This is a genomic window from Trichocoleus sp. ST-U1 (assembly GCF_039961835.1).
Classification (GTDB): domain Bacteria; phylum Cyanobacteriota; class Cyanobacteriia; order Cyanobacteriales; family FACHB-T130; genus FACHB-T130.
Genome location: NZ_JAMPJZ010000007.1, coordinates 101213 through 123234, shown reverse-complemented (window position 1 = coordinate 123234; position 22022 = coordinate 101213). Strand labels below are relative to the sequence as shown.

General features: G+C 46.0%; 14 protein-coding genes. 7 read left to right on the top strand and 7 right to left on the bottom strand.

The genetic code is table 11. From position 1 onward, the window contains the following. Both NDA06_RS04860 and trpD read right to left on the bottom strand, forming a co-directional pair. Nucleotides 1-633 (bottom strand): carbamoyl-phosphate synthase domain-containing protein (locus tag NDA06_RS04860; RefSeq protein WP_348251687.1); only part of this gene is annotated, 633 nt, incomplete at its 3' end. Nucleotides 634-880: 247 nt separating this feature from the next. Continuing rightward, the gene (trpD, locus tag NDA06_RS04855) at nucleotides 881-2005 is read right to left on the bottom strand and encodes an anthranilate phosphoribosyltransferase (protein WP_190433664.1); all 1125 of its coding nucleotides are present in this window, start codon (nucleotides 2003-2005) and stop codon (nucleotides 881-883) included. A 382-nt stretch (nucleotides 2006-2387) separates the two neighbouring features. Here trpD and NDA06_RS04850 point away from each other — a divergent pair, with 382 nt between their 5' ends. The 3 genes from NDA06_RS04850 to NDA06_RS04840 all read left to right on the top strand — a co-directional run bounded on the left by NDA06_RS04850 (nucleotide 2388) and on the right by NDA06_RS04840 (nucleotide 10419). After that, nucleotides 2388-6794: a PAS domain S-box protein gene (locus tag NDA06_RS04850; RefSeq protein ID WP_190984806.1), complete on the top strand. Its 4407-nt coding sequence runs from the start codon at nucleotides 2388-2390 to the stop codon at nucleotides 6792-6794. A gap of 140 nt (nucleotides 6795-6934) precedes the next feature. After that, the gene (locus NDA06_RS04845; protein WP_190984807.1) at nucleotides 6935-9730 is read left to right on the top strand and encodes a PAS domain S-box protein; all 2796 of its coding nucleotides are present in this window, start codon (nucleotides 6935-6937) and stop codon (nucleotides 9728-9730) included. A 212-nt stretch (nucleotides 9731-9942) separates the two neighbouring features. Next, nucleotides 9943-10419 carry a hypothetical protein gene (locus NDA06_RS04840; RefSeq protein WP_190433538.1) on the top strand — a complete coding sequence of 159 codons (477 nt, stop codon included), beginning with the start codon at nucleotides 9943-9945 and terminating at the stop codon, nucleotides 10417-10419. Between the two features lie 362 nt (nucleotides 10420-10781). On the opposite strand, the gene NDA06_RS04835 is transcribed toward NDA06_RS04840, so the two are convergent. After that, complete coding sequence (locus NDA06_RS04835) at nucleotides 10782-11621, bottom strand: hypothetical protein (protein WP_190984808.1); 840 nt, start codon at nucleotides 11619-11621, stop codon at nucleotides 10782-10784. Between the two features lie 554 nt (nucleotides 11622-12175). On the opposite strand from NDA06_RS04835, the gene NDA06_RS04830 reads away from it, so the two are divergent. Together NDA06_RS04830 and NDA06_RS04825 are read left to right on the top strand one after the other, a co-directional pair. Beyond that, on the top strand, nucleotides 12176-14572 hold the full coding sequence (locus tag NDA06_RS04830; protein ID WP_190984809.1) for a PhoX family phosphatase: 2397 nt from the start codon (nucleotides 12176-12178) through the stop codon (nucleotides 14570-14572). Between the two features lie 366 nt (nucleotides 14573-14938). Beyond that, nucleotides 14939-16183, top strand: coding sequence for an RNA-guided endonuclease TnpB family protein (locus NDA06_RS04825; protein ID WP_190984810.1), 1245 nt, complete (start codon nucleotides 14939-14941; stop codon nucleotides 16181-16183). Here the strand turns inward: NDA06_RS04825 and NDA06_RS04820 are convergent. The 3 genes from NDA06_RS04820 to hisG are packed head-to-tail and all read right to left on the bottom strand — an operon-like array spanning nucleotide 16172 to nucleotide 18966. Continuing rightward, the gene (locus NDA06_RS04820) at nucleotides 16172-18046 is read right to left on the bottom strand and encodes an ABC transporter ATP-binding protein (protein WP_190425955.1); all 1875 of its coding nucleotides are present in this window, start codon (nucleotides 18044-18046) and stop codon (nucleotides 16172-16174) included. The two genes, NDA06_RS04825 and NDA06_RS04820, sit on opposite strands and share 12 nt — an antisense overlap. A gap of 27 nt (nucleotides 18047-18073) precedes the next feature. Beyond that, nucleotides 18074-18307, bottom strand: a complete 234-nt coding sequence (locus tag NDA06_RS04815; RefSeq protein WP_190531446.1) for a hypothetical protein — start codon at nucleotides 18305-18307, stop codon at nucleotides 18074-18076. A 14-nt stretch (nucleotides 18308-18321) separates the two neighbouring features. After that, nucleotides 18322-18966, bottom strand: coding sequence for an ATP phosphoribosyltransferase (hisG, locus tag NDA06_RS04810; protein WP_190414808.1), 645 nt, complete (start codon nucleotides 18964-18966; stop codon nucleotides 18322-18324). Between the two features lie 86 nt (nucleotides 18967-19052). On the opposite strand from hisG, the gene rppA reads away from it, so the two are divergent. Further along, nucleotides 19053-19760, top strand: a complete 708-nt coding sequence (rppA, locus tag NDA06_RS04805) for a two-component system response regulator RppA (protein WP_190425964.1) — start codon at nucleotides 19053-19055, stop codon at nucleotides 19758-19760. A gap of 531 nt (nucleotides 19761-20291) precedes the next feature. Here the strand turns inward: rppA and NDA06_RS04800 are convergent. Continuing rightward, nucleotides 20292-21695, bottom strand: a complete 1404-nt coding sequence (locus NDA06_RS04800; RefSeq protein WP_190984811.1) for a hypothetical protein — start codon at nucleotides 21693-21695, stop codon at nucleotides 20292-20294. Here NDA06_RS04800 and NDA06_RS04795 point away from each other — a divergent pair. Beyond that, nucleotides 21694-21927 (top strand): hypothetical protein, encoded by a 234-nt coding sequence (locus NDA06_RS04795; protein ID WP_348251686.1) that lies wholly within the window; start codon nucleotides 21694-21696, stop codon nucleotides 21925-21927. The genes NDA06_RS04800 and NDA06_RS04795 overlap by 2 nt on opposite strands. Nucleotides 21928-22022 lie beyond the last annotated feature (95 nt).

Below are 22022 nucleotides of genomic sequence, written 5' to 3'. Positions count from 1 at the left end.
ACGCCGTAGGATGTTCCGTTTGATGCCAAAATCAATGGCAACCACCGTGAGGGGTTCCCCGCTTTCTGAGGGGATTCCAGGGCTAAATTCCCAACTCGACTCGGTGGGGTCAGACCACTCATAGACTTTGGCAGTGGTCACTTCCCGAACTAGATTCAATCCTGCCATGCTGGGAGCTTCTTGTACTTTCTCCAACAATTCAACGGGGTCAAGAATTTCGGTGGAAATTGCGCCATTCATGGCACCAGCAGAGCGAATCTTTCGGGTAAGGGCACGGGTATCGATACCGTAAATGCCTGGAATGTTGTGTTGCTTGAGATAATCGGGCAAAGACTGGCTGGAACGCCAATTGCTGGGACGGGAGGCAATGTTACGAGCGATCGCGCCCCGCACTTGGGGACCATTCGATTCTTCATCATCTAGATTGACGCCAGTGTTGCCTAATTCTGGATAGGTGAAGGTGACAATCTGACCGCAGTAGCTGGGATCTGTCAAGACTTCCTGGTAGCCGGTGATACCTGTGTTAAAGACCACTTCACCGATAGCTGTTCCAGGGGCACCAAAAGACCAGCCTTTGTACGACGTGCCATCGGCAAGGACAAGCAGAGCTGGTTGAGGAGAAGAAATAGACATAAGGGAGTGGTTAGTTTTTAGAAATTACTTCTTAGTTGGTAAGTTAGCATCTCACAGCCGTTGGGATAAGAGGTAGGGGGTACTGTGTGAGAATGCGATCGCATTTGGCAGCTCCCAATTGAAGGGGCGACGATAGCAATTCCAAGGTTGGGTGCATTGTATTGTAGGGGCATGGCAATGTCATGCCCCTACTATCGGGAGACCTACTGTATAGACATCGCCCATTCAAAAAAACATGAGCGAATGGCTAATTTTTCAGAAACTCAACTAACTGCTCCAACTTCGACCAGGCAGTACCGCTACCCAAGATTTCTCTAGCCATTGTAATGCCCTCCGCATGGCTACCCATTGCGATCGCGCCCCCAACTTGGAGTGCCAACGCCGCATTTAAAGCCACTACATCTTGCTGTGCAGATGTTCCTTTTCCTTGAAGGACATCGCGCAAAATTTCGGCATTTTCCTCAACATCTCCACCCCGAATCGACGTGGTGGGTGCTGGTGTCAAGCCTAATTCGTGGGGATGCAGCGTTGTCAGTTGTACCTCACCACCAGAGAGCACTGCTAAATCTGTCGCGTCTGCTAATCCAGCTTCATCCAGTTTCTCTCGTCCGTGCAGGACAATTGCCTGCTGAGTTCCTAACTGTCCTAAAGCATGGGCAATCGTCACGACCAGGTTAGGATCGCACACCCCAATGATCTGCCCGGTAGGGCGTAACGGATTTACTAATGGGCCTAATAAATTAAAGACCGTCCGCACTTTCAAGGTTCGCCGCAGCGATGCCACCGCTTTGAGCGCTGGGTGCCAACCGGGTGCAAATAAAAAGGTAATCCCGACTTCTTCTAGTGCGGCTTGTGCTTTCTCACTGCTGGCGTTTAGGTTAACTCCCAGCGCTTCCAAGACATCCGCCGATCCAACTTTGCTCGAAGCCGAGCGATTGCCATGTTTGGCAACTGAGACGCCAGCAGCAGCGGCTACAAAGGCAACAGCGGTAGAGATATTAAAGGTTGATGCCCCATCTCCACCAGTTCCACAGGTGTCAATGACTGGAGTGAGGATGGGGGACTGTGGGCGCTTCGCCTTCTCGACGAGTGGGCTGAGTGGGGAGGATTGAGACTGCAACACCTGAGCCATCCCAGCGAGTTCGTCTGCCGAAACCCCCTTTGCTTGCAGGGCGGCTAAAATCGCCCCCGATAGCACTGGTGGAATTTCCTCGTTTAACCATGCCTGCATGAGAGAGGCGGCTTGGTCATGAGGCAGGGATTGCCGATCGAGTAGCTGTTGTAGCAGGTTAGGCCAAATGGATGTGTCGGTAGAAGCGATCGCTCCTGTCGTCCCAGCATCTTGGCTTATCAGTGAAGGAGTATTAGTCATTGACAGGTCTGGGTGCAGCGCACTCAGTTCAGAGGCATTTTGCAAAAGCTTATCGGATCGCCAAGCTCTCTAGCAACGTCCTGCACGCTTCTATGTCGTAATTTTCCTGAGATCGCACAATAGGTTTTTGATAAATATTAAGATTCAGCTATTTTGCTGATTCCAATTAGACCCTTTTAGTTTGATGATTTTAAATATTCATACTTGTCATTATCAGTATCACCCTATCTGTTAACTTTATTTGTGCGTAGGTATACATCGTTAATTCGCTTCATCAAAACTTTATATTACTAACTTTTTATAAATAAACGAAGCTTCTCAGGCAAAAATGAGTATTTTACGAATTGCCTAAATTAATGGTAGTTACGGAGGTTTTCTGTTGATGCAGTCTTTCAAGCCAAAAGTGTCTGAAGAGGAAATAAAATTAGATCCTGTATTTGTTCCGGAAAACCATTCTAAAAGACCTCCGAATAATTGGCTAAAACAGCTAATCCGTCGCTTAAGTATCCGGCAGAAAATTGGTTATGGATATGCAGTTGCCATTGGAATAGCAACTTTGGGGGCGAGTGCAGGGCTGCTCGTTGGCGAATATTACCAGCGACAGATGTCCCAGCAACTCAAATATGCACAGCAAGAAGCTTATCTTTTGAGTAGTTTGAAAATTGCTGTACTAGAAGCAAGAAACCAGCAGCAACAGTTAATTTATCAGTTAAGAAAACCAAAAGAGTTTCACAGCGAAGTTTTGCGCTTAGTAGAGAAAATTGAAAAGGTTGAAAAACTTTATTCACAAGTAAAATTATTTGGTAATGAATCTCAATTATTCAAGCATTCAGCTCAAGAGATTGCAGAAGTCGAAAATTGGTTGAAAACTTACGACGGAACTGTAGAAGTTTATAGCCAAAACCTAAATGTAATCTTAAAGAAAATTGATAAAGATGGTGGGTTGCAGCCTGAAACAGTTCTAATAATCCAAAATTCCTTGCTGAATTTTACCAATACTCAGGAGGCGCTTAAGTTTGATAGTCTCTCAGATGATTTAACAAAATTGATTGAGGTTGCTAATCACGATGAGGAAGAAACAGCGATCGCTTTACAGCAGGTAGAGAAACTGCGAATCCAGATAATTGTTACCAGTATGTTGCTGTCAATTGCGATCGCCGCGATAATCGCCCGCTATTCCAGTCGAGCGATCGCGCATCCTCTGGAAACTGCAACTCAAATTGCTCAGCAAGTTACCGAACAAGCAAATTTTACTCTTCAGGCACCCGTAATTACCGAGGATGAAGTTGGACGCCTGACAACCTCCCTCAACCAGCTAATCCGCAGCGTCGGCACCCACACCCAGGAACTGAAGCAAACCCAAGCACAGCTTCATCGCTTCTTCAACCTTTCATTCGATATGCTTTGTGTCGTCGGGTTTGACGGCTATTTTAAGCAGATAAACCCAGCTTTTGAAACAACACTTGGCTACACTGGCGAAGAAATTTTAGCAAAGCCATTGTTGAATTTTATTCATCCTGAAGATCGAGCAACCAGCATTGCTGAGGCAAGGAAACTTGCTAGCGGAGTCATGGTTAGCTCCTTTATAAACCGCTACGGCTGTAAAGACGGTTCCTATAAATGGCTGGAGTGGACGTGCGTCCCCTTTGCTCCAGAAGGTTTAATCTATGCGGTTGCCCGTGACATTAGCGATCGCATACACGCCGAAACAGCACGGCAGGAAAGCGAGCAGCAATTCAGAGCTTTGGTTGCTAATATTCCAGGTGCCATCTATCGGTGTAGCTGCGATGACGACTGGAAGATGGAGTTTATCAGCGATGCGATCGCAGAAATTTCTGGTTATCCATCTAGGGACTTTATTCACAATCAAGTTCGCAGTTTTGCCAGTATTATCCATCCTGAAGATAGCGCGATGGTGGATAGGCTGGTTCAAGAGGCTGTGGAGAAAAAACAGCCTTTTATCATCGAGTACCGAATCATTCGAGCCGATGGAAGCATCCGATGGGTCTACGAGAAAGGTCAGAGCATATTCAATTCCACCGGAGAGCTTCTGTGTCTCGACGGGGCAATCTTTGATATTAGCGATCGCAAGCAAACAGAAGAGGCATTACACTCATCAAACCGGCGAGTCTTCAAGGTTCTTGAAAGCATCACGGATGCCTTTTATGCCCTCAACCATCAGTGGCAGTTCACCTATATCAACAAGCAAGCAGAGCTACTTTTACAGAGAACCCGATCAGAACTTCTGGGCACGGATATTTGGGATCGGTTTCCCGCTGCAATTGGTTCAAATTTTTACAATCAATATCACCAGAGTGTTGCTGAACAAGTCTCTATCACGTTTGAAGAATTTTACCCAGCTCTCGATATCTGGGTTGAAGTCCGTGCCTACCCCAGTGAAGAGGGGCTTTCGGTCTACTTCCACGACATCACTGAGCGGAAAGCTGCTGAGAAAGCCCTGGCAGAGCGAGCCAGACTAGCCGCATTTCGTGCGGATATTGGATCTGCCCTCACCCAAAGCGACACTTTACAAGGTATCCTGCAACGCTGCGTCTTGGCTGTGGTTAAACACCTGGATGCAGCATTCGCCCGCATTTGGATGCTCAATGTTGAGGAAAACGTACTAGAGCTGCAAGCTAGTGCAGGAATATACACTCACCTAAACGGCAATCATCGCCGCGTTAAAGTCGGACAATTCAAAATCGGTCTGATTGCTCAAGAGCGAAAACCACACTTAACGAATTCTGTCCTTGACGATCCTCGTGTTAGCGATAAAGATTGGGCGAAGCGAGAGGGAATGGTTGCTTTTGCTGGCTATCCCTTAACAATCGAAGGTCAGCTCGTAGGGGTGATTGCCATGTTTACCCGCCATACCTTGAGCGAATCTATTTTCAAGGCGCTAGAATTTGCCGCCGATGAAATTGCCATAGGGATTAAACGCAAGCAGGCAGAGGAAGCACTCCAAAAATCGCTTAAAAATTTGTCAGACGTCAAATTTGCCTTAGATCAGGCGGCGATTGTTGCGATTACCGATCGAAGAGGAATGATTAACTATGTCAACAATAAATTTTGTGAAATATCCAAATATTCCCCAAAAGAACTGAGCGGACAAGACCATCGAATTCTTAATTCTGGTTATCATCCACCAGAATTTTTTAGGAAGCTTTGGTCAACAATTTCTAGCGGCAAGGTTTGGAGAGGTCAAATTAAGAACAGAGCTAAAGATGGAACTTATTACTGGGTTGATATTGCCATCGTTCCTGTTCTGGACGAGCGAGGAAATCCTTTCCAATATTTAGCAATCTGCTCCGACATCACCGATCGCAAAGCCGCGGAAGAAGCGTTGCGGCTATCGGAAGCCCGGTTCCGAGAACTGGCGGCTCAAGAAGAACTTTTCAATCATTTATCTAGCCAGATCCGCGACTCTCTAGAACTGGATACCATTCTAGAGACGGCTGTTCGTGAAATCTATCATCGGTTGCACCTAGATACGTGCATCTTTTCCTGGTACCGTCCTGACATGGAGCCTGTTAGCTGGGAAGCGGTAAAGGAAGCCAAAAAGACCGATCTTCGTAGTTGGGTGGGTTTTTTCCCGGATGAAGCCTTTGGTGCATTTACTGAGAAAATCCTGCGCCAAGAAATTGTTCGCGTCGATGATGTCAAGACTCTAAACAACGATCTGCCGTTACAGCAGCTGTTATTGACAACGGGTGCGGCTTCTGTGTTAGGGCTACCACTTCAAACACAATTCGGTAGGATTGGCTTAATAATTTGTAATCGCATCCAAGAAGCAAAACCTTGGACGGATGCCGATGTGGCATTGCTTTGCGCGATCGCTAATCAGATGGCGATCGCAATTAACCAAGCTGAACTCTACGCCGACGCTAGTAATTCTGCCCATCTTGCCCAAGATAAAGCCTTGCAACTAGAACAAACATTGCAAGAACTCAAAGAAACTCAAACTCAGCTGATTCAAGCCGAAAAAATGTCCAGCCTCGGTCAGATGGTTGCTGGCATTGCCCACGAATTTAATAACCCGGTTAACTTTATCCACGGCAATCTGCAACACACGAACGACTACGTTCAAGACTTACTTAACTTAGTGAAACTTTATCAGCAACAATATTCTAATCCCGCGCCTAAAATTCAGAGTTTTGTAGAGAAAATTGACCTAGAATTTATCGCTCAAGACCTACCCAAAATGCTGTCTTCTATGAAAATAGGGACGCAGCGAATTCGCGAGTTAGTCTTATCCTTACGGAACTTCTCGCGCCTTGATGAAGCAGAGATGAAAGCCGTTGACCTGCACGAAGGCATGGATAATACGCTGTTAATTTTAAATAACCGTCTCAAAAAAGAGATTAATGTTATTAAACACTATGGCAAGTTACCTCTTGTTGAGTGTTATCCTGCACAGCTCAATCAAGTATTCATGAATATCCTGAGTAATGCGATTGATGCACTGCTGGCTCAGAAAGAGCGGGAAGATAAACAAATTGTTATTTCTAGCCAAGTATTAGGAAAAAATCAGATAATTGTGAGAATTCGGGATAATGGTTCTGGAATCCCACAACCAATTCTAGAGAAAATATTTGACCCGTTTTTTACAACTAAAGATGTCGGGAAGGGAACTGGCTTAGGACTTTCAATTTCCTATCAAATTATGGAAAAGCATCATGGAAAAATTATGGTGAGTTCCCAGATGGATGAAGGAACAGAATTTGCAATTTACCTTCCGATTAAGCAGTCAGGTTTGTCTGTAAAATCGGTTCTAGCCAAGTCAAATTAAGATTCGCCTGCTGTAATTTGCTTCCCACAAACACAAGTCTTGGTTAAACAGTTTTAATCCAAATTTTTGTAGCTGAAGAATCTGAACCAATAGCACCATCATGTAGAATCAACAAATTCTGAATAAGCATCTCAAAAAATATGTCAGAAAGTCGTGTAACCTTCAACGCCGAGGAAGTGTTGCCGGACGAGCGCAACTTCGTCGCCGCTGTTCTAGATACAGCAGCAACTTTGGTAGTGGTTCTCGATACCCAGGGGCGAATTGTCGTTTTTAATCAAGCTTGCCAGCAAACCACTGCTTACTCGGCGGAGGAAGTCAGAGGCAGACCATTCTGGGATTTATTTCTGCTGCCAGAAGAAGTGGAATCTGTCAAAGCGGTCTTCAAAAATCTTCAAGCGGGTCAGTTTCCAAACCAGTATGACAACTATTGGTTAACGCGCGATCGCGATCGCCGTTTGATTGCTTGGTCGAATACGGCGCTGCTTGACTCCTCTGGTGGGGTAAAGTACATCATCGGTACGGGGATTGACATTACCGAGCGTCACCAGGCAGAGCAAGCCTTAAAAAAGGCAAAGGCTGAGCTAGAAATCAGGGTCGAAGAGCGGACGGCTGAACTGAGGAAAGCCAACGAGCAATTGCAGGAAGAAATGCTAGAGCGCCAGCGTACCGAGCTGGCGCTCGAACAAAGCTATCGCCTCTTGCAGGCAGTTATTGAAGGAACACCCGATGCCATCTTTGTCAAGGATCTACAATACCGGGTGGTGATGGCGAATTCAGGTTTTGGCACGATTTTCAATCGGCAGGTGGAGGAAATTATTGGCAAGGATAATACCGAGTTGTTGCCGCCTGAGATTGCCCGTCAGATAAACGAAACTGACCGCCGCGTTATGACATCGGGTGAACCGGAAATGGTTGAGGAAGTTGTCACCATCATGGGAATCACCAAGATTTATCTCTCTACAAAAAGCGTTTTGCGCGATCCTTCTGGAAATGTCATAGGTCTAGTCGGCGTCTCGCGGGATATCACCGAGCGTAAAGCTGCTGAGGAGGCGCTACGAGAATCCGAAGAGCGTTATCGTCACTTTATTGAGACTGCCTTAGAAGGAATTTGGGTGATCGACGCTGAAAACAAGACGATTTTTGTCAATCGCACACTGGCAGAAATGCTTGGCTACAGCATTGAGGAGATGCAGGGTAAGTCGCTATTTGATTTCATGGATGATGAAGGGAAAGCGATCGCGGCTCGCCAAGTCGAGCTTCGCCGCCAAGGTATCGAGGCCAAGATTGATTTTAAATTATGTCGCAAAGATGGCTCGTTTCGATGGGCAATTGTTTCGACCTCTCCCATCTTCGACTCAGCAGGGAATTATGCTGGAGCCTTTGCGATGATTACGGATATCACCGATCGCCGACAGGCAGAAGAAGCACTGCGCGAAAGTGAGGCGCGACTAAGAGAGCAAGCAAGGCGGGAAAACTTGCTCAACCGTCTCGCTAGCCAAATCCGTAACAGTCTTAACTTAGACAAAGTTTTGGAAACAACCGTGCAAGAGATCCGCAATTTGTTGCAGATTGAGCGGTGTCATTTTGCCTGGTATTACCCTGACAGAGAGGAACCCGGTTGGGCAATTGTCAAGGAAGCTCGCAATTCGGAGCTTTCCGATCTCAGAGGTTATTACCCGATTGCTGCTGTCGGATCGATGGGGCAAAAACTTTTGAACCTGGAAATGCTGCGGATAGATGATATCGAGAAACTGAGCCAGAAGCCGCGAAGCGCAGCTCAGCCAAGCGAGAAGCCGCGAAGCGTGGCATACGCTAGCGATCGCCTGTGGCGTAAATTTCTTCGTTCGATGGGCTTCGCCTCTATCTTGGTGCTGCCCATTCAAACTCGATCGGGTACCATTGGTATCCTGAGTTGTTGCCAGAGTTCTGCACCCAGACCTTGGAGAGATTGGGAAGTCGAACTGCTGCACGCTGTAACCGACCAACTTGCGATCGCGATTAACCAAGCCGAACTCTACGCCGCCACCCGCACCACTGCCAAACAATTCCAAGAACAAGCCGCCAAACTCGAACAAACCCTCTCCGAACTCCAACAAACCCAAGCTCAACTGGTACAGACAGAAAAAATGTCGAGTTTAGGGCAGTTGGTTGCCGGTATTGCCCATGAAATTAATAATCCCGTTAACTTTATCTATGGCAACTTAGCTCACACAGACGAATACACCAAAGACCTCCTGAATCTACTACAGCTCTACCAACAGCACTATTTCCATCCAGTCCCTGAGATTCAAGATGAAATGGCAGCTATCGATCTAGATTTTCTGATCGAAGACCTTCCTAAGATGCTAACTTCCATGAAAGTAGGTGCTGAGCGTATTCGTCAGATTGTCTTATCGCTGCGGAACTTCTCCCGCCTGGATGAAGCAGAAATGAAGGCGGTTGATGTTCATGAAGGGATTGAGAGCAGTCTCCTGATTCTACAAAATCGCCTGAAGACAAAACCTGACCATCCTGGCATTCAACTAATAAAGGAATACGGCGACTTGCCGCAGGTAGAATGCTATGCCGGACAATTGAATCAAGTCTTTATGAATCTACTGACGAATGCAATCGATGCCTTAGAAGAGAGAATAGAGCGTGGGGAAGAAAATACTAAGTCCTACATCCCTAAAATTTGCATTCGCACCTCTGTTGTCAACTCCGATCGGGTATTAATTAGCATTGCCGATAACGGTCTAGGGATGACGGAAGCCATGCAAAAACAGCTATTCAATCCCTTTTTTACAACCAAACCCGTAGGCAAAGGTACGGGGTTAGGTTTATCGATCAGCTATCAAATTGTGGTAGAAAAACACGGAGGTCAATTGCACTGCCTTTCCGAACCGGGGCAAGGTACAGAGTTTGCGATCGCAATTCCCATTCAGCAGCACAGTTAGGCTCCATTGGAGAAGATTTTTACTTAAATTCACTATACCTAACTACCCGCTTCTATTTTTCGTCTTTACTGAGAATTAACCTTCGCTTAGTGGCTGATTAATTCTACGAGTGTTAGTCTGTTAGTGCTGAAGTGCGATCGCAAAGATAAGCTGTGTCAAAAAGGACTTTCAGTAGAAGGAATAAAGCGATAAAATTTTAACGAGTAACAGCAATGGGTATCCATCGCGGCATCGTTTCAGCCACATTTTTAATTTTTACAGGATTGAGCGCGATCGCTCCCCCTGTTTTCTCTCAAATTCAGGAGTTTACAACTCAACAACCGGAACGCCAACAAATCGATCTAATTTTTAGCCCGAACACCAATCAAAGTTTTGAAGACGTGCTTGAGCAAGCAGAATCGATTGCTAGCAATTCTGTCGAGCAGGGATTCGCACAAAATCCGGAGGTTACACAAATTTATATCAGAATTTTCGGTGATGTCAAAGGACAAGTAGCCCCGCTTCTATTTTCAAAAGTGTATCGTTCTGATTGGCAGACAGAACCTAAAATTGATCGTTGGATTCGATATTTTGATAATTCTGGATTGCTACTAGGCTTTTATAATAATTCATCTAATTCCTCGTCACCTCCGATTCCACCGACATCCACTTTCAGCCGCGAAGACGATCCGGGTTTTCGGGATGATTAATCTACAGGTAAATATACACGGCGCAATTATTCGCGCATCTAGTACATTTCAGTTAAAGTTTGAAGACAAAACTTCAGCATCTCTCAATCTTGCTCTTCCCAAAGTGCAAGAAAACGTAAGAAGTTGCTTCGATCCCCTTAGCCTCCCCTTTTCAGCGGGAGAATTTTTTCAAAGTCCCCCTTTTGAAGGGGGATTTAGGGGTATCTCTACTGTTTCAGCGTCTCGATTATGAATTTTCAGACATCCTCTAAGCTGCTTCTTTGCTCCCACTTAATGAGCCTTGGAGAGAATCTAAGAATTACAGAAATAACCGAAAATTATTCATTGCGTCTCTAAGTATAAAAAACGCTAAAATAATCTTTTTAAGACAACAAACCTGAATTTTTCTTTCTACCCTTTAACCTGGTTACTGCTGCTAAAGTTCCAAAAAGAAGTATACCCAATGTAGGAGTATTTTCAGGAACAACTGCTGCCTCTGCCTCATCAACCACTAAGGCAGAAATCCGTGTTCCATCCCCAACATCCACAACCCCAATCCCTAAAGTATATTCCCCTGAGGCTGGAAGAATATAAGAAAAAGCTTGCCATCCAGTTTCTTTATTAAAGACACTTGAAGAGTTACTGAATTTTGAAATCGTATCCGCTAAATTAAAGAATTGAGTACCAGAATCTGACTGAAGACTTACAAAAGCAAAGTCATTAAAATCAGGATATGTAAAGTCATCAACCGCAGATTGCTCAACAGCCTCATTCGTGAGGAAGTTCCAAGAAAAAGATAACTTTTGCCCAGCACTGCCTTTAAAAGTTTGCTTAATGGCAGATCCCTCAATCGGCTCTGCGGTCGCTAGAGCGTATAAAGATTGATCGCCCAAGAAAGTTGAGAAACCCAAGAATCCTTCTAAAGTTTCTTCTTCAGCAAAGCCAGAAATGAAAGTGACGGGAGCAGCATTACCGCCAATAATCGGATTAGAATTATTGTCGAGACTAAAAGTTTCTTGGTATGCAGTTGAGAGAAAAGCCTGGTTTTTTCCTTGGAATGGCTTAATTCCAAAATCTGAAGTTTCTATTCGATAATCGCCTAGGGCTTTCCAACTCTGAAACCCTTGTTCAAATCCTTTATTCAGAACAGCAGCCTTTACTGTAGATGGAAAAACTACACTTACACTGATAGCCAGTGCTGCAAGACTAATTGTTTTTATCATTAAGTTAACTCCTAATTTTTTTTGCCAAAAAGGTCATTTTAAAGTTCTGCTAATTTTTAAAAGCAGGCTTAGTTTAGCTTTTTAAGTATTTTCACTGATATCTCTATTAAAAGCATTTTTGGTTAAGCGAACATTAATAGAGGAATAAGACCTGCTAAAATTTTGCTTAACAATCTTATTGACAACTTCTTGATAAATTTATATTTTATTAATCTTTTATTAACCCAGAGATTAAAGAAGCTTAATTCTACGTCAGTAGTATTCCAGAGGGTGCGTAGAAACACTCAGATTTGGCGGTGGAAGTCGAGTATGAGGGAGCCGCCCATTCGACTAAAGAGAACAAAAAGCAGGCAGGATGCTACAGGTATAGATACTTATGCCGATGGCTTGAGGTAATGCTGCGTTGACTAGCCGTTGACATGAATGCTGTGGCTTAGCTGTCGCAGCATTTTTGGTTGACTGTTTAAGCTTTATAGAGGTTAGCTCGGCTAAATTCCTGTCAAATAATGACTCAAAATTTTTGATTATTGCGATCGCAAAAAGAGAGGAATTTAATGTCTAAGTTCAGTCGGAGGCAGCTACTAATTTTTTTTGGGGCGAGTGCGGGTACTGCTGTACTAGCTCCTACTTTGGGGAGACAGCATTTTGGCAGCAATCCTAACGTTGCCCAAGCGGTTCTACCACTGAAATTTACCCCAGTGCGATTGCCGCATCCTTTACCGATTTATCAAGAGCAAAAAAGCTTCTACGCCACAGCCATTAATTATCAAGGAAGCGTAATTAATGCTTCTACCGATACTCGGTTAAGCACCTACAACATCGTTGATGATGTAGTGGTGCCCCCAGAGTACGAACGTTATGTGATTGTACGTTGGGGCGATCGCGTTTATCCCAACCCAGAAGAATACTTTGGCTACAACAACGACTACACCGGCTTTGTTCCCCTGGATGGCAGAAATCCCAACGACGGCTACCTTTGGGTAAATCACGAGTATGTCTCCTACCCGTTTACTTTTACACTCCCTGAAGTCCCAGAGGATTTAGCAGGATTACCTGAGTCTTATCCCTTAGTCGTTGGGCAGAGTTTACCGGCTGACAAAACCGATCTTCTCCTGTTGGGCGAAATCATGTACAACATGGGCGGTTCGGTTCTGCGGATGGCACGCCAAAATCGCGCCGGACGCTATTCGATTGTGAAAGATCCCAACAATCGACGCCTTCATGGTCTTTCCGGTTTAGGGATTAACAGCCAGCGTTCCGATCAGTATAAAACTATTACTTCTTGGGGTTCCAAGAGCTACCAGAAAGGCGATCAAAACTACCTGTTGAGTACGGGACCCGCTGCCACCCAAGTATTTCCTCTCAGCGTAGATGGGCTGGGTAACAAAATCATTGGCACTGCCTACAACTGCTCTGGCGGCACTACTCCCTGGGGAACCATCCTCTCAGCGGAAGAAAACTTTCAGGCAAGCACAGCCTTTTTTGTAGGAGTCACAGAATCTGTAAAATCTGATGGCACTCAGACTAGCTACACCGCCGGTACCAGCGGGGAAAAATTTGGTTTAGTCGGGGAAAAATACGGCTGGATGGTGGAAATCGATCCCAGTAACCCAAATTTCCGCCCGCGCAAGCACACTGCATTAGGTCGTTATCGCCATGAAAACATCGCCATGCGGGCGGAAGCTGGGAAAAAATTAGTTGCCTACATGGGTGATGACCGGCGCGGCGGACACACCTGGAAATTTGTTAGCAAAGGCACTGTTTCTGCCCCGAATAGCAAGAACAACAGCGCTTTATTTGAGGAGGGGACGCTGTACGTCGCCCGTTACAATCCTGACGGGACAGGAACGTGGATTCCCCTGGATTTGAATGCTGCTACCAATCCGATTCCGCCCTCCGTCCTCGGTTCTCAAGAAATTGCCGCTTTGGGCAAAGCGAGCCGGAATGGTTTGATTAAACTACCCAGACGGAACGGTGTTGCGGGTCAAACTACAGATGGCGGTGCATTCAACCTAGATACCACCAATGAAGCCACAGCTCTGCCAGGTTATCAAGGTAAGAAGCTGTCCAACTTCTATACCAGCCAAGGGGCTGTCCTCGTGGATGCCTTCTTAGCTGCCAACCTCCTTGGCGGAACTCCTACCGCACGTCCCGAAGATATCGAAGTTCATCCCCGCACCAAGGATGTATTTATTGCTTACACGGATGGTGCGGCGGGAAGCGATGGCTACCCCGATTCTCGAATCTTTGTGGTTTCTAAGTACAGCCCTGCCGTCAACGCCGGACAGCCTTCGGGTGAGCTGTTCAAGATTATGGAAAACAGCTCAGATGCTACGGGTACAACTTTCCGCTGGCAGCGATTTGCTAAAGGTGGGGAAGCGGGAGCAGAACCGGGTTCGGGTTTTGCCAATGTAGATAACTTGGCATTTGACCCCCAAGGAAATATTTGGGGCGTCACGGATATGTCTACTAGTGCTCACAATGGTTTCGATGTTGGTGCTGCCGCAACGCCATTAGCGATAGACCACAGGGTCGTGGGTTCTAACTCTCCTAGTGTGGATGATTCTAATCTCAATGTTCAAACTTCTAACCTGATTGGGGTTTTTGGCAATAACTGGCTCTTTTTCATTCCCACCACTGGCCCGGATGCTGGAGAAATCGTCCCCTTTGCCTACGGTCCTCCACGTTGCGAGTTGACAGGGCCTACTTTTATCGGGGATACGCTGATTATTTCGGTGCAGCACCCTGGTGAAGATTGCCCGTTCAATCCTCAGCAAACTCTGAGCCGAACGATTGAGATGCTGGACTTAAATGGCACTCTCTTTAACCAACAACGCACGGTTCCGCGTGGTAGTAATTGGCCTAGCAATATTGAGGGAAATCCTCAAGGACCACCGCGTCCTTCAGTGATTGGCATTCAACGCAAGCAGTCAAATGGCACGTTTGTTTAACTTATATCTTCCACCAGGCGGTAGAAACCGCCGCTACACAAACGAAACCTGCCTACGCAGGTTACAAAACTCTTGATTTTCGGTTAGTACGCTCCGGCGGACTTCGTTTATGTAGCCCCAGAATAGAATTCTGGGGGCTTGGTGCAAGATATCAGTTTAATTAGATCGGCGTAAGTCCCCCACGCTCATTTGGTACTCCGAATCAATGGCGGGATATAAGGCGGGTGGTGACGATTGTATTTTTTGCCAATGCCGTGAGGCGAGGAAAAAGATGCACGAGGAATCACCCATTATTTTATTTGATTGAACTACTTTGCCACAATATTGATTGATGGTAAAGTATTTTTGCCAAGGAGGTGATGCTGAGTGTTACACAAAGCGGTCCTTGTCCGTTTATATCCAACCAAAGAACAAGAAATACTATTAGCGCAAACATTTGGATGTTCGCGTTGGTGGTGGAACTATGCTCTGAATAAATCTATTGAGACTTACAAGGAGACGGGTAAAGGACTTGGACGTGCAGCACTCAACGCATTTCTTCCAACACTCAAAAAAGCTGAAGATACAGCTTGGTTAGCTGAGTGTTACAGCCAAGTTTTACAGGCGACAACGCTTAATCTAACCACAGCGTACAAAAACTTTTTTGAGAAACGTGCGGGGTTTCCTCAGTTCAAATCCAAGCATGGCAAACAGTCAGTTCAGTATCCTCAAAACGTCAAAATTGTAGACGGCAATATCAAGCTCCCCGGCAACATTGGGATAGTTAAAGCCAAAATACATAGACAAATTGAGGGGAGAATCAAGACGGTTACTGTGAGCAAAACACCATCAGGGAAATACTTCGCGTCTATCCTGACTGAAGTTGCAGGAGAGAAACCACCTACATCGGAAGGTAAAATTTACGGAATTGACTTAGGATTGAAACATTTCGCGATTGTTACTGACGGCGAGAAGGTTTCTAAATACGATAATCCTAAGCACCTCGCCAAACATGAGAAAAACCTGAAACGCAAGCAACAAAAACTAGCCCATAAACGAAAAGGGAGTAATTCAAGACACAAGTATAGAAAAGTTGTCGCCAAAGTGTACGAGCGAATCACTAATTCGCGGCAAGATTTCCTACATAAACTTAGCCATAAGTTGGTCAGCGATAGCCAAGCTGTCATCGTAGAGGATCTTCATGTTAAAGGCATGGTACGCAATCATAAATTGGCGAAAGCAATCTCTGATGTTGGGTGGGGAACATTCACCAACTTTTTAGCCTACAAGCTAGAACGCAAAGGCGGAAAGTTGATTGAGATTGATAGATGGTTCCCTAGTTCCAAACTTTGTTCCAATTGTTTCTATCAAATAGGTGAGATGTCATTGGAGGTGAAGGAATGGACTTGTCCTCACTGCAATACTCATCATGACCGTGATGGAAACGCAGCGATAAATATTAGAGCAGAGGGGATCAGAATGCTAAAGGCGGAAGGTTCAGCCGTTTCTGCTGTAGGAGGGGAGATAAGACCAAGGTTAGGGCGAAAGTCCAAGCTGCGGCACTCCCCTGTGATTACAGAAGCCCACGCTGACTTGGAGTTCCAAGTCAGCGTGGGTAGTTCACGCGCCTAACATTTGCAACTGATACAAACTGGCGTAGAGTCCGCCTTGGCGCAACAATTGATCGTGGCTGCCCGACTCTACCAGTTGCCCTCGCTTCAGCACCAAAATCCGGTCTACATTGCGGATGGTTGAGAGACGGTGCGCGATGATAATAGCGGTGCGTCCCTCCAGCAATTTGTCGAGGGCATCTTGAATTAAGGCTTCTGTACCTACGTCTAGACTGGCTGTTGCTTCATCTAGCACTAAAATACGGGGATTGCGGATAGCAGCACGGGCAAATGCTAAGAGTTGCTTTTGTCCGCTAGAGATATTAGTGCCTCGTTCTCTAAGTTGGGTATCGTAGCCTTGAGGCAGTTGTTCGATAAAACTGGCAACATTGGTTTTTTCGGCGGCTTGTCGAATTTCTTCAAAGGAGTAAGTATCTCCTAGAGTAATGTTGCTCTTCACGTCACCGGCAAACAGAAAGCCATCTTGAAGGATGACGCCTAGGTGTTCCCGCAGTTCTCTTTGGGGTAAGTCCCGGACATTGACACCATCGAGGAAAATGCGACCTTCGGTGGTTTCGTAAAGGCGACACAGCAGGCGAATAATCGAACTTTTACCGGCACCTGTGGGGCCAACGAGAGCGACTTTTTCGCCGGGATGGATGGTGAAGTTTAGGTCTTTGAGGACGTATTCATCATTTTTGTAGGCAAAGGAGACATTTTCAAAGCGAATTTCACCTTTGGCGGTTGGGGATGGGGAATGGGAAATTCTCCTGGGTTCCTCTGCTACAGACGGGATAATTCCCCTGTCTATAAGCTGTTTTTGTGTCCCTTCAGGATCGCGAATTTCAATTGGTTCGTTGAGAATATCGGTGATGCGTTCGACGGCGGTGAAACCAGATTGCAGGGAGGTGAATTTTTCAGCAAATTGTCGCAAGGGATCGAAGAGACGCTGGGCATACAGGATAAAGGCAGAGAGGGTGCCAAAACTGAGGGCTTTGCCCATGATCATTTGTCCGCCTAACCAGAGTACGCCCGCGATCGCTACCAGTGCAATCCACTCCAAGGTGGCTGATACGGCTGAGTCGTGAAAAATGGTTTTATCCACTTCCTCGATGTACCGCTGATTCGTCACCCGAAACAGTTCTGAGTTGAATTTCTCTCGCCGGAATAGCTGCACGACGTTCACCCCTACGATGTTTTCTTGCAGCGTTGAGTTAAGTGCAGACAGTTCTTCTCTGGCTTTGTAATTGGCTTTGCGATACTGCTGTTGGAAGTAAATAATCAAAGCCGTGACTGGCACCAACATCAGTGTCAGCATCAATGCCAGCTGCCATTGCAGCAAAAACATGGTGACAGCGATCGCTAAAATCGATACCAGATCGCTGACAATGCCAATGGCACCTGTGGAAAAGACATCCCCCAGTGCTTCGACATCGCTGGTGAGGCGGGTAATCAATCGTCCTACAGGGGTGCGGTCAAAAAATCGCACCGCCAAGGAAGTGACATGATGAAATAAATCAGTGCGAATCTCGGCGGTAATTTGCTGCCCCACCTTCTGCACGGTGTAACCTTGGGCGGCGGTGAACACCATCCGAACGATCATCGTTAGCAGGAGTAAAACGGCGAGAAGATTGATTCCTTCCAACAAGCCTTTACCTTGAAGAAAAGACCAGACTTCTTCCCCGCGAATCAGCGAAATTGCTTGCCCCACGATGATCGGTTGAATTGCCCCGGCGACTGACAGCGGCACCAACAACAGGATGGAAATTATCAGCAGACGACTGCTTTTCCGCGCGTAGGGGACTAAGCGCAGGAAGAGTCGCCAGTCGCTTTCACGAACGCGCGATCGCTCTCTAGTTTCCGTCAGAGGCGGGGATTGAGTCATGCTGCCACTATCTTCTTTCTACTTATTTCATTGTTCCCCTTTCACCAGTGCTGTAGCAGCTGCCTGTAGAGATAGGTAAGCTGTTTCAGGTTGCCCATTGATGTAGGATTTGCCATCTACCGATTCGCACAGAGTTCCGACTTTCTCGCCATCAGCGCCATATACTTCTAGCACATCTTGGAGAATATTCGGGTCAAAACCTTGCACAATTGAACTCCAAGCATTTTTATCAACCGAGCAAATCCTAATTGTTTCGTCCATTTGATCGCCTTGCGCTAGCAATTAATTAGAACAGCGCTTCTGATATCTTCGACCCATTGATGGATATCGCCCGTATTCAGGCGATAACTCCGAGGGTGGGCAATTAACCGCGCTGTACTTTCAAATAGTGTATCAATCTCGATCAAGCCATTTTCGCTCAGGGTGCGACCTGTGGAAACTAAATCCACAATCGCCTCGGACATCCCGGTAATCGGCCCTAGTTCTACGGAACCAGACAAAGGCACAATTTCTACGGGTAAATCTAAGCTTTCAAAGTATTCGTAGGCACAGTGAACAAACTTAGACGCGACTCGACCGTGGGGCGGTAGTTGTAAGACTGACCGATAAAGGCTAGAAGACTTTACCGCCACTGACAGCCGACAAGAACCAAATCGGAGGTCAGCTAGATGAGCAACCTGGGGGTTTTTCTCCCGCAGAACATCGTAACCGACTATCCCTAAATGTGCTTGCCCATATTCCACATAAACTGGGACATCTTGCGCCCTTACCAGTAGGGCTTGGGCGGTGCCGGTGGGGTCTTGTATTTGCAGTTGGCGGTTGCCAGAATCTTTAAAGGCGCTAAAGTCGAGTCCGACACTTTGCAGTAGACGAATGCTATCAGATAGGAGTGCGCCTTTGGGCAATGCAACGGTAAGCATAGAATAGAGTTCTGAGTGTTAAGTATTGAGTTCTGGATGTCACAAGGTAACTCATAACTCATACCTCATAATTCATAACTTTTGTGATGCGAATTCTCTTGGTGGATGATGAAGTTGAGCTGACTGAACCGCTGAGTCGCGTGCTAAGTCGTGAAGGCTACAGCGTTGAGTTGGCTTATGATGGGGCGTCTGGCAACCAGATGGCGCTGCAAGGAGGCTATGACTTGCTGATTTTGGATTGGATGCTGCCGCAGATCAGCGGGTTGGAAATTTGTCAGCAGATGCGATCGCGCAAAGATGCTACACCCGTCCTCTTTCTCACTGCCAAAGATACCCTAGACGACCGCGTGCTGGGTTTGGACGCCGGTGCGGATGACTACCTAGTGAAGCCGTTTGAATTGCGAGAGTTACTCGCACGAGTCCGCGCCTTGCTGCGTCGTTCCGCGACTGATGCGCCTGCTAGCGCGACGATAGAAGCGCACTACCATCCTCACTTACTTCAGATTGGAGATTTAGAACTAGATTGTGAAAACCAGCTAGCCTATCGTCACGGACGCACCATTGAGTTATCGGAGAAAGAAACTCATCTGCTGGAATATTTTATGCGTCACGCGGGGCAGTTGCTCACTCACGCCCAAATTCATCAACATTTGTGGAACCCAGACGAACAACCCAGCAGTAACGTTTTAGCCGCTTTGATTCGCCTTTTGCGGCGCAAAATTGAGGCATCTGGAGAGACAACTTTGATTCACACTGTCTATGGCAAAGGCTATCGCTTTGGAGATGGCGGCTAAGGCGGCTTTCTGACTTGCTTTCTAACTTTCAGTGGCGATATTCAAAAGGCAATCTTTTGATATTTGTCAACTATCATTAGTAGTATTTCAACACCATTGTCTATATTCGCTTTCCTAACAGTAGCGATCGCTTGGTATCGTCTACACAAAACTATGTGTTTAGCTGTTGAGCTGTCTATTGATATTGCTTAGAATAAGCCTAAATTACAAGGAGCTATTTTATATGATGCTTGGAGATTTGGAAGACCCCTTGATAGCTTGGGATTTAAGAAACTTACAAAGAATTGCTACTACTATTCTTTTTCTCCTTTTAGTATTCTTCTTTAGTTGGTTGAATCGAAAAAATCGATATGTTTTATGGGCTATTTTTTCTGGTGCTATCTTGACATTTATCTTCTTATTGGTTACGCGCAATAATCACGGATTAGCTTTTTTTACTTTTAAATTTTAATGATCAGCATATCGCCTGTGCTTGGGAAGAGATTGTCAGGCGATATTTGCTGGCTATTCTTTTCTGGAAGAGAAACCACTTTAAACAGAGAATTGCAACTCTAACGGCTGGGATGGAATGATGTACATTAATTCTGCACCGTCGGGTTTAGATTCTGTAGAGGGAGCTAATTTTAGCCAGTCATGGAAGCTAATGCCCAATTGCGCGATCGCTTGTATTTCTGTCTGATACGCTTCAAAACGGCGATTGGTTTCCACCATAGATTCCATGACTTCCAGCACTTCGGGAAGCCGTTTATCAGCCTCCCGCTTCAAATCTCCTGCATTTGGCCCAAACCAACCTCCTGCAACCTCAACGCGACTTAGAATTGCCGCTGGTAGAGATTCAGCCCATTTATCAGGATCTTGCGCTATCTTGAGCAAATTCTCACGTTGAAGCTCAAACACAGCATTTTCATCCAAAGCTGGATCGATCCACTGGTAAATCCGGGTTAGCCGCCGCAAATCTATCTGACCTTTAAACTGAGGCTGTAAATAGGCTGCTGGGTTAGAAGTAAGTAGAAGATCAACATATTTCTGAGTACGAGAACGGACAACTTTCGCGCCTTCTTGGAAGCGACTTAGTGCTGTTTCGGGTTCTCCTAACTCAAGATGACAGCGTGCTTCAGCAATATAAGCTAGAGATAACGTCAAAAGATATTCATCAGCAATCTGGCTACCTTGCTCAAGTTCTTTGTCTGTGTAGTCAGTGTAAATATGTTCAGCTTCTAGAAAACGGTTTATAGCTTCAATCGCCATCCGTTCTCTGTTTTCCACTTTGGTCATTGTAAAGGCATTCATCGCCAGACCAATAGCAGCTTTGAAGTTAGCATAATATCCAATGTCAATTTTGCGATTAATTTTGTTTAGCAGTTCCTCACTTTGTTTTAGGCGTTGTTCCAGTTCGTTGAGACGCTGGTTTAATACAGCAAATCCCATCACCGCAACACCTAGATTCAGTACGCTAGCAGCAGAAGCCACTTGCAAAATTCCTTGAGCTTGTTGCAAACCCTGGTGGATATTTCCTACTTGCTGCTCAATTCCACCTAGCCGCTGGTTCACATCAGCTAATCCTTTCCCTGTAACAGCGGCGTTAGCCACTGAAGCGACCAAAGTTACCCCTGAAACAGCGAGATTACCGAAACTGGCTTGTTCAAGTCCACCCAGACGCTGGTTAACAACACCTAATCCTTTCCCTGTCACTGCTGCATTAGCAACTGAACCAGCTAGATTTGCCCCTGAAAAAATAAGGTTGAGTAAATTGGGAGAAGAACCTGTTGGTGTTGGCATTTGAGAAGAATTTGCTGTTATATCCTTTAACCAAGTAACAACGTGTTTCGTCCCTACTTCCCGGATCACACCTCCAAACCGCTCAAAGGTTCCATCTGCAAGTCCTTTGGCGATCCAATCAGCAAGCATAAATGTTGCTGTAACTGTTAAACTCATGATTTTCTCCTGGTTGCTAAAACTTAAGCAGCGCGATCGCATCCTTTCTCAGTATTCCCACGACACAGCTAGCGCTAACAATTTAGCTGCATCACAGAAAACGAGCGATCGCATTCTTTCTCAGTATTCCCACGACACAGCCAGCGCTAACAATTTCCCTGCATCACAGAAAACGAGCGATCGCATCCTTTCTCAGTATTCCCACGACACAGCCAGTAAAAAGGGCGAATAGAATTCGCATCTACACAGACTAAACCCGCCTATGCGGGTTTCAATAGTCCGCGAAGGCGGACTTTGTTTGTGTAGCCGCGATTTCCAATCGCCAGG

Bases quoted from the DNA above. Each gene is read 5' to 3' on its own strand.
- trpD (WP_190433664.1), bottom strand. From the start codon at position 2,005: ATGACTAATACTCCTTCACTGATAAGCCAAGATGCTGGGACGACAGGA.
- NDA06_RS04850 (WP_190984806.1), top strand. From the start codon at position 2,388: ATGCAGTCTTTCAAGCCAAAAGTGTCTGAAGAGGAAATAAAATTAGAT.
- NDA06_RS04845 (WP_190984807.1), top strand. From the start codon at position 6,935: ATGTCAGAAAGTCGTGTAACCTTCAACGCCGAGGAAGTGTTGCCGGAC.
- NDA06_RS04840 (WP_190433538.1), top strand. From the start codon at position 9,943: ATGGGTATCCATCGCGGCATCGTTTCAGCCACATTTTTAATTTTTACA.
- NDA06_RS04835 (WP_190984808.1), bottom strand. From the start codon at position 11,621: ATGATAAAAACAATTAGTCTTGCAGCACTGGCTATCAGTGTAAGTGTA.
- NDA06_RS04830 (WP_190984809.1), top strand. From the start codon at position 12,176: ATGTCTAAGTTCAGTCGGAGGCAGCTACTAATTTTTTTTGGGGCGAGT.
- NDA06_RS04820 (WP_190425955.1), bottom strand. From the start codon at position 18,046: ATGACTCAATCCCCGCCTCTGACGGAAACTAGAGAGCGATCGCGCGTT.
- NDA06_RS04815 (WP_190531446.1), bottom strand. From the start codon at position 18,307: ATGGACGAAACAATTAGGATTTGCTCGGTTGATAAAAATGCTTGGAGT.
- hisG (WP_190414808.1), bottom strand. From the start codon at position 18,966: ATGCTTACCGTTGCATTGCCCAAAGGCGCACTCCTATCTGATAGCATT.
- rppA (WP_190425964.1), top strand. From the start codon at position 19,053: ATGCGAATTCTCTTGGTGGATGATGAAGTTGAGCTGACTGAACCGCTG.
- NDA06_RS04795 (WP_348251686.1), top strand. From the start codon at position 21,694: ATGATTTTCTCCTGGTTGCTAAAACTTAAGCAGCGCGATCGCATCCTT.
- NDA06_RS04800 (WP_190984811.1), bottom strand. From the start codon at position 21,695: ATGAGTTTAACAGTTACAGCAACATTTATGCTTGCTGATTGGATCGCC.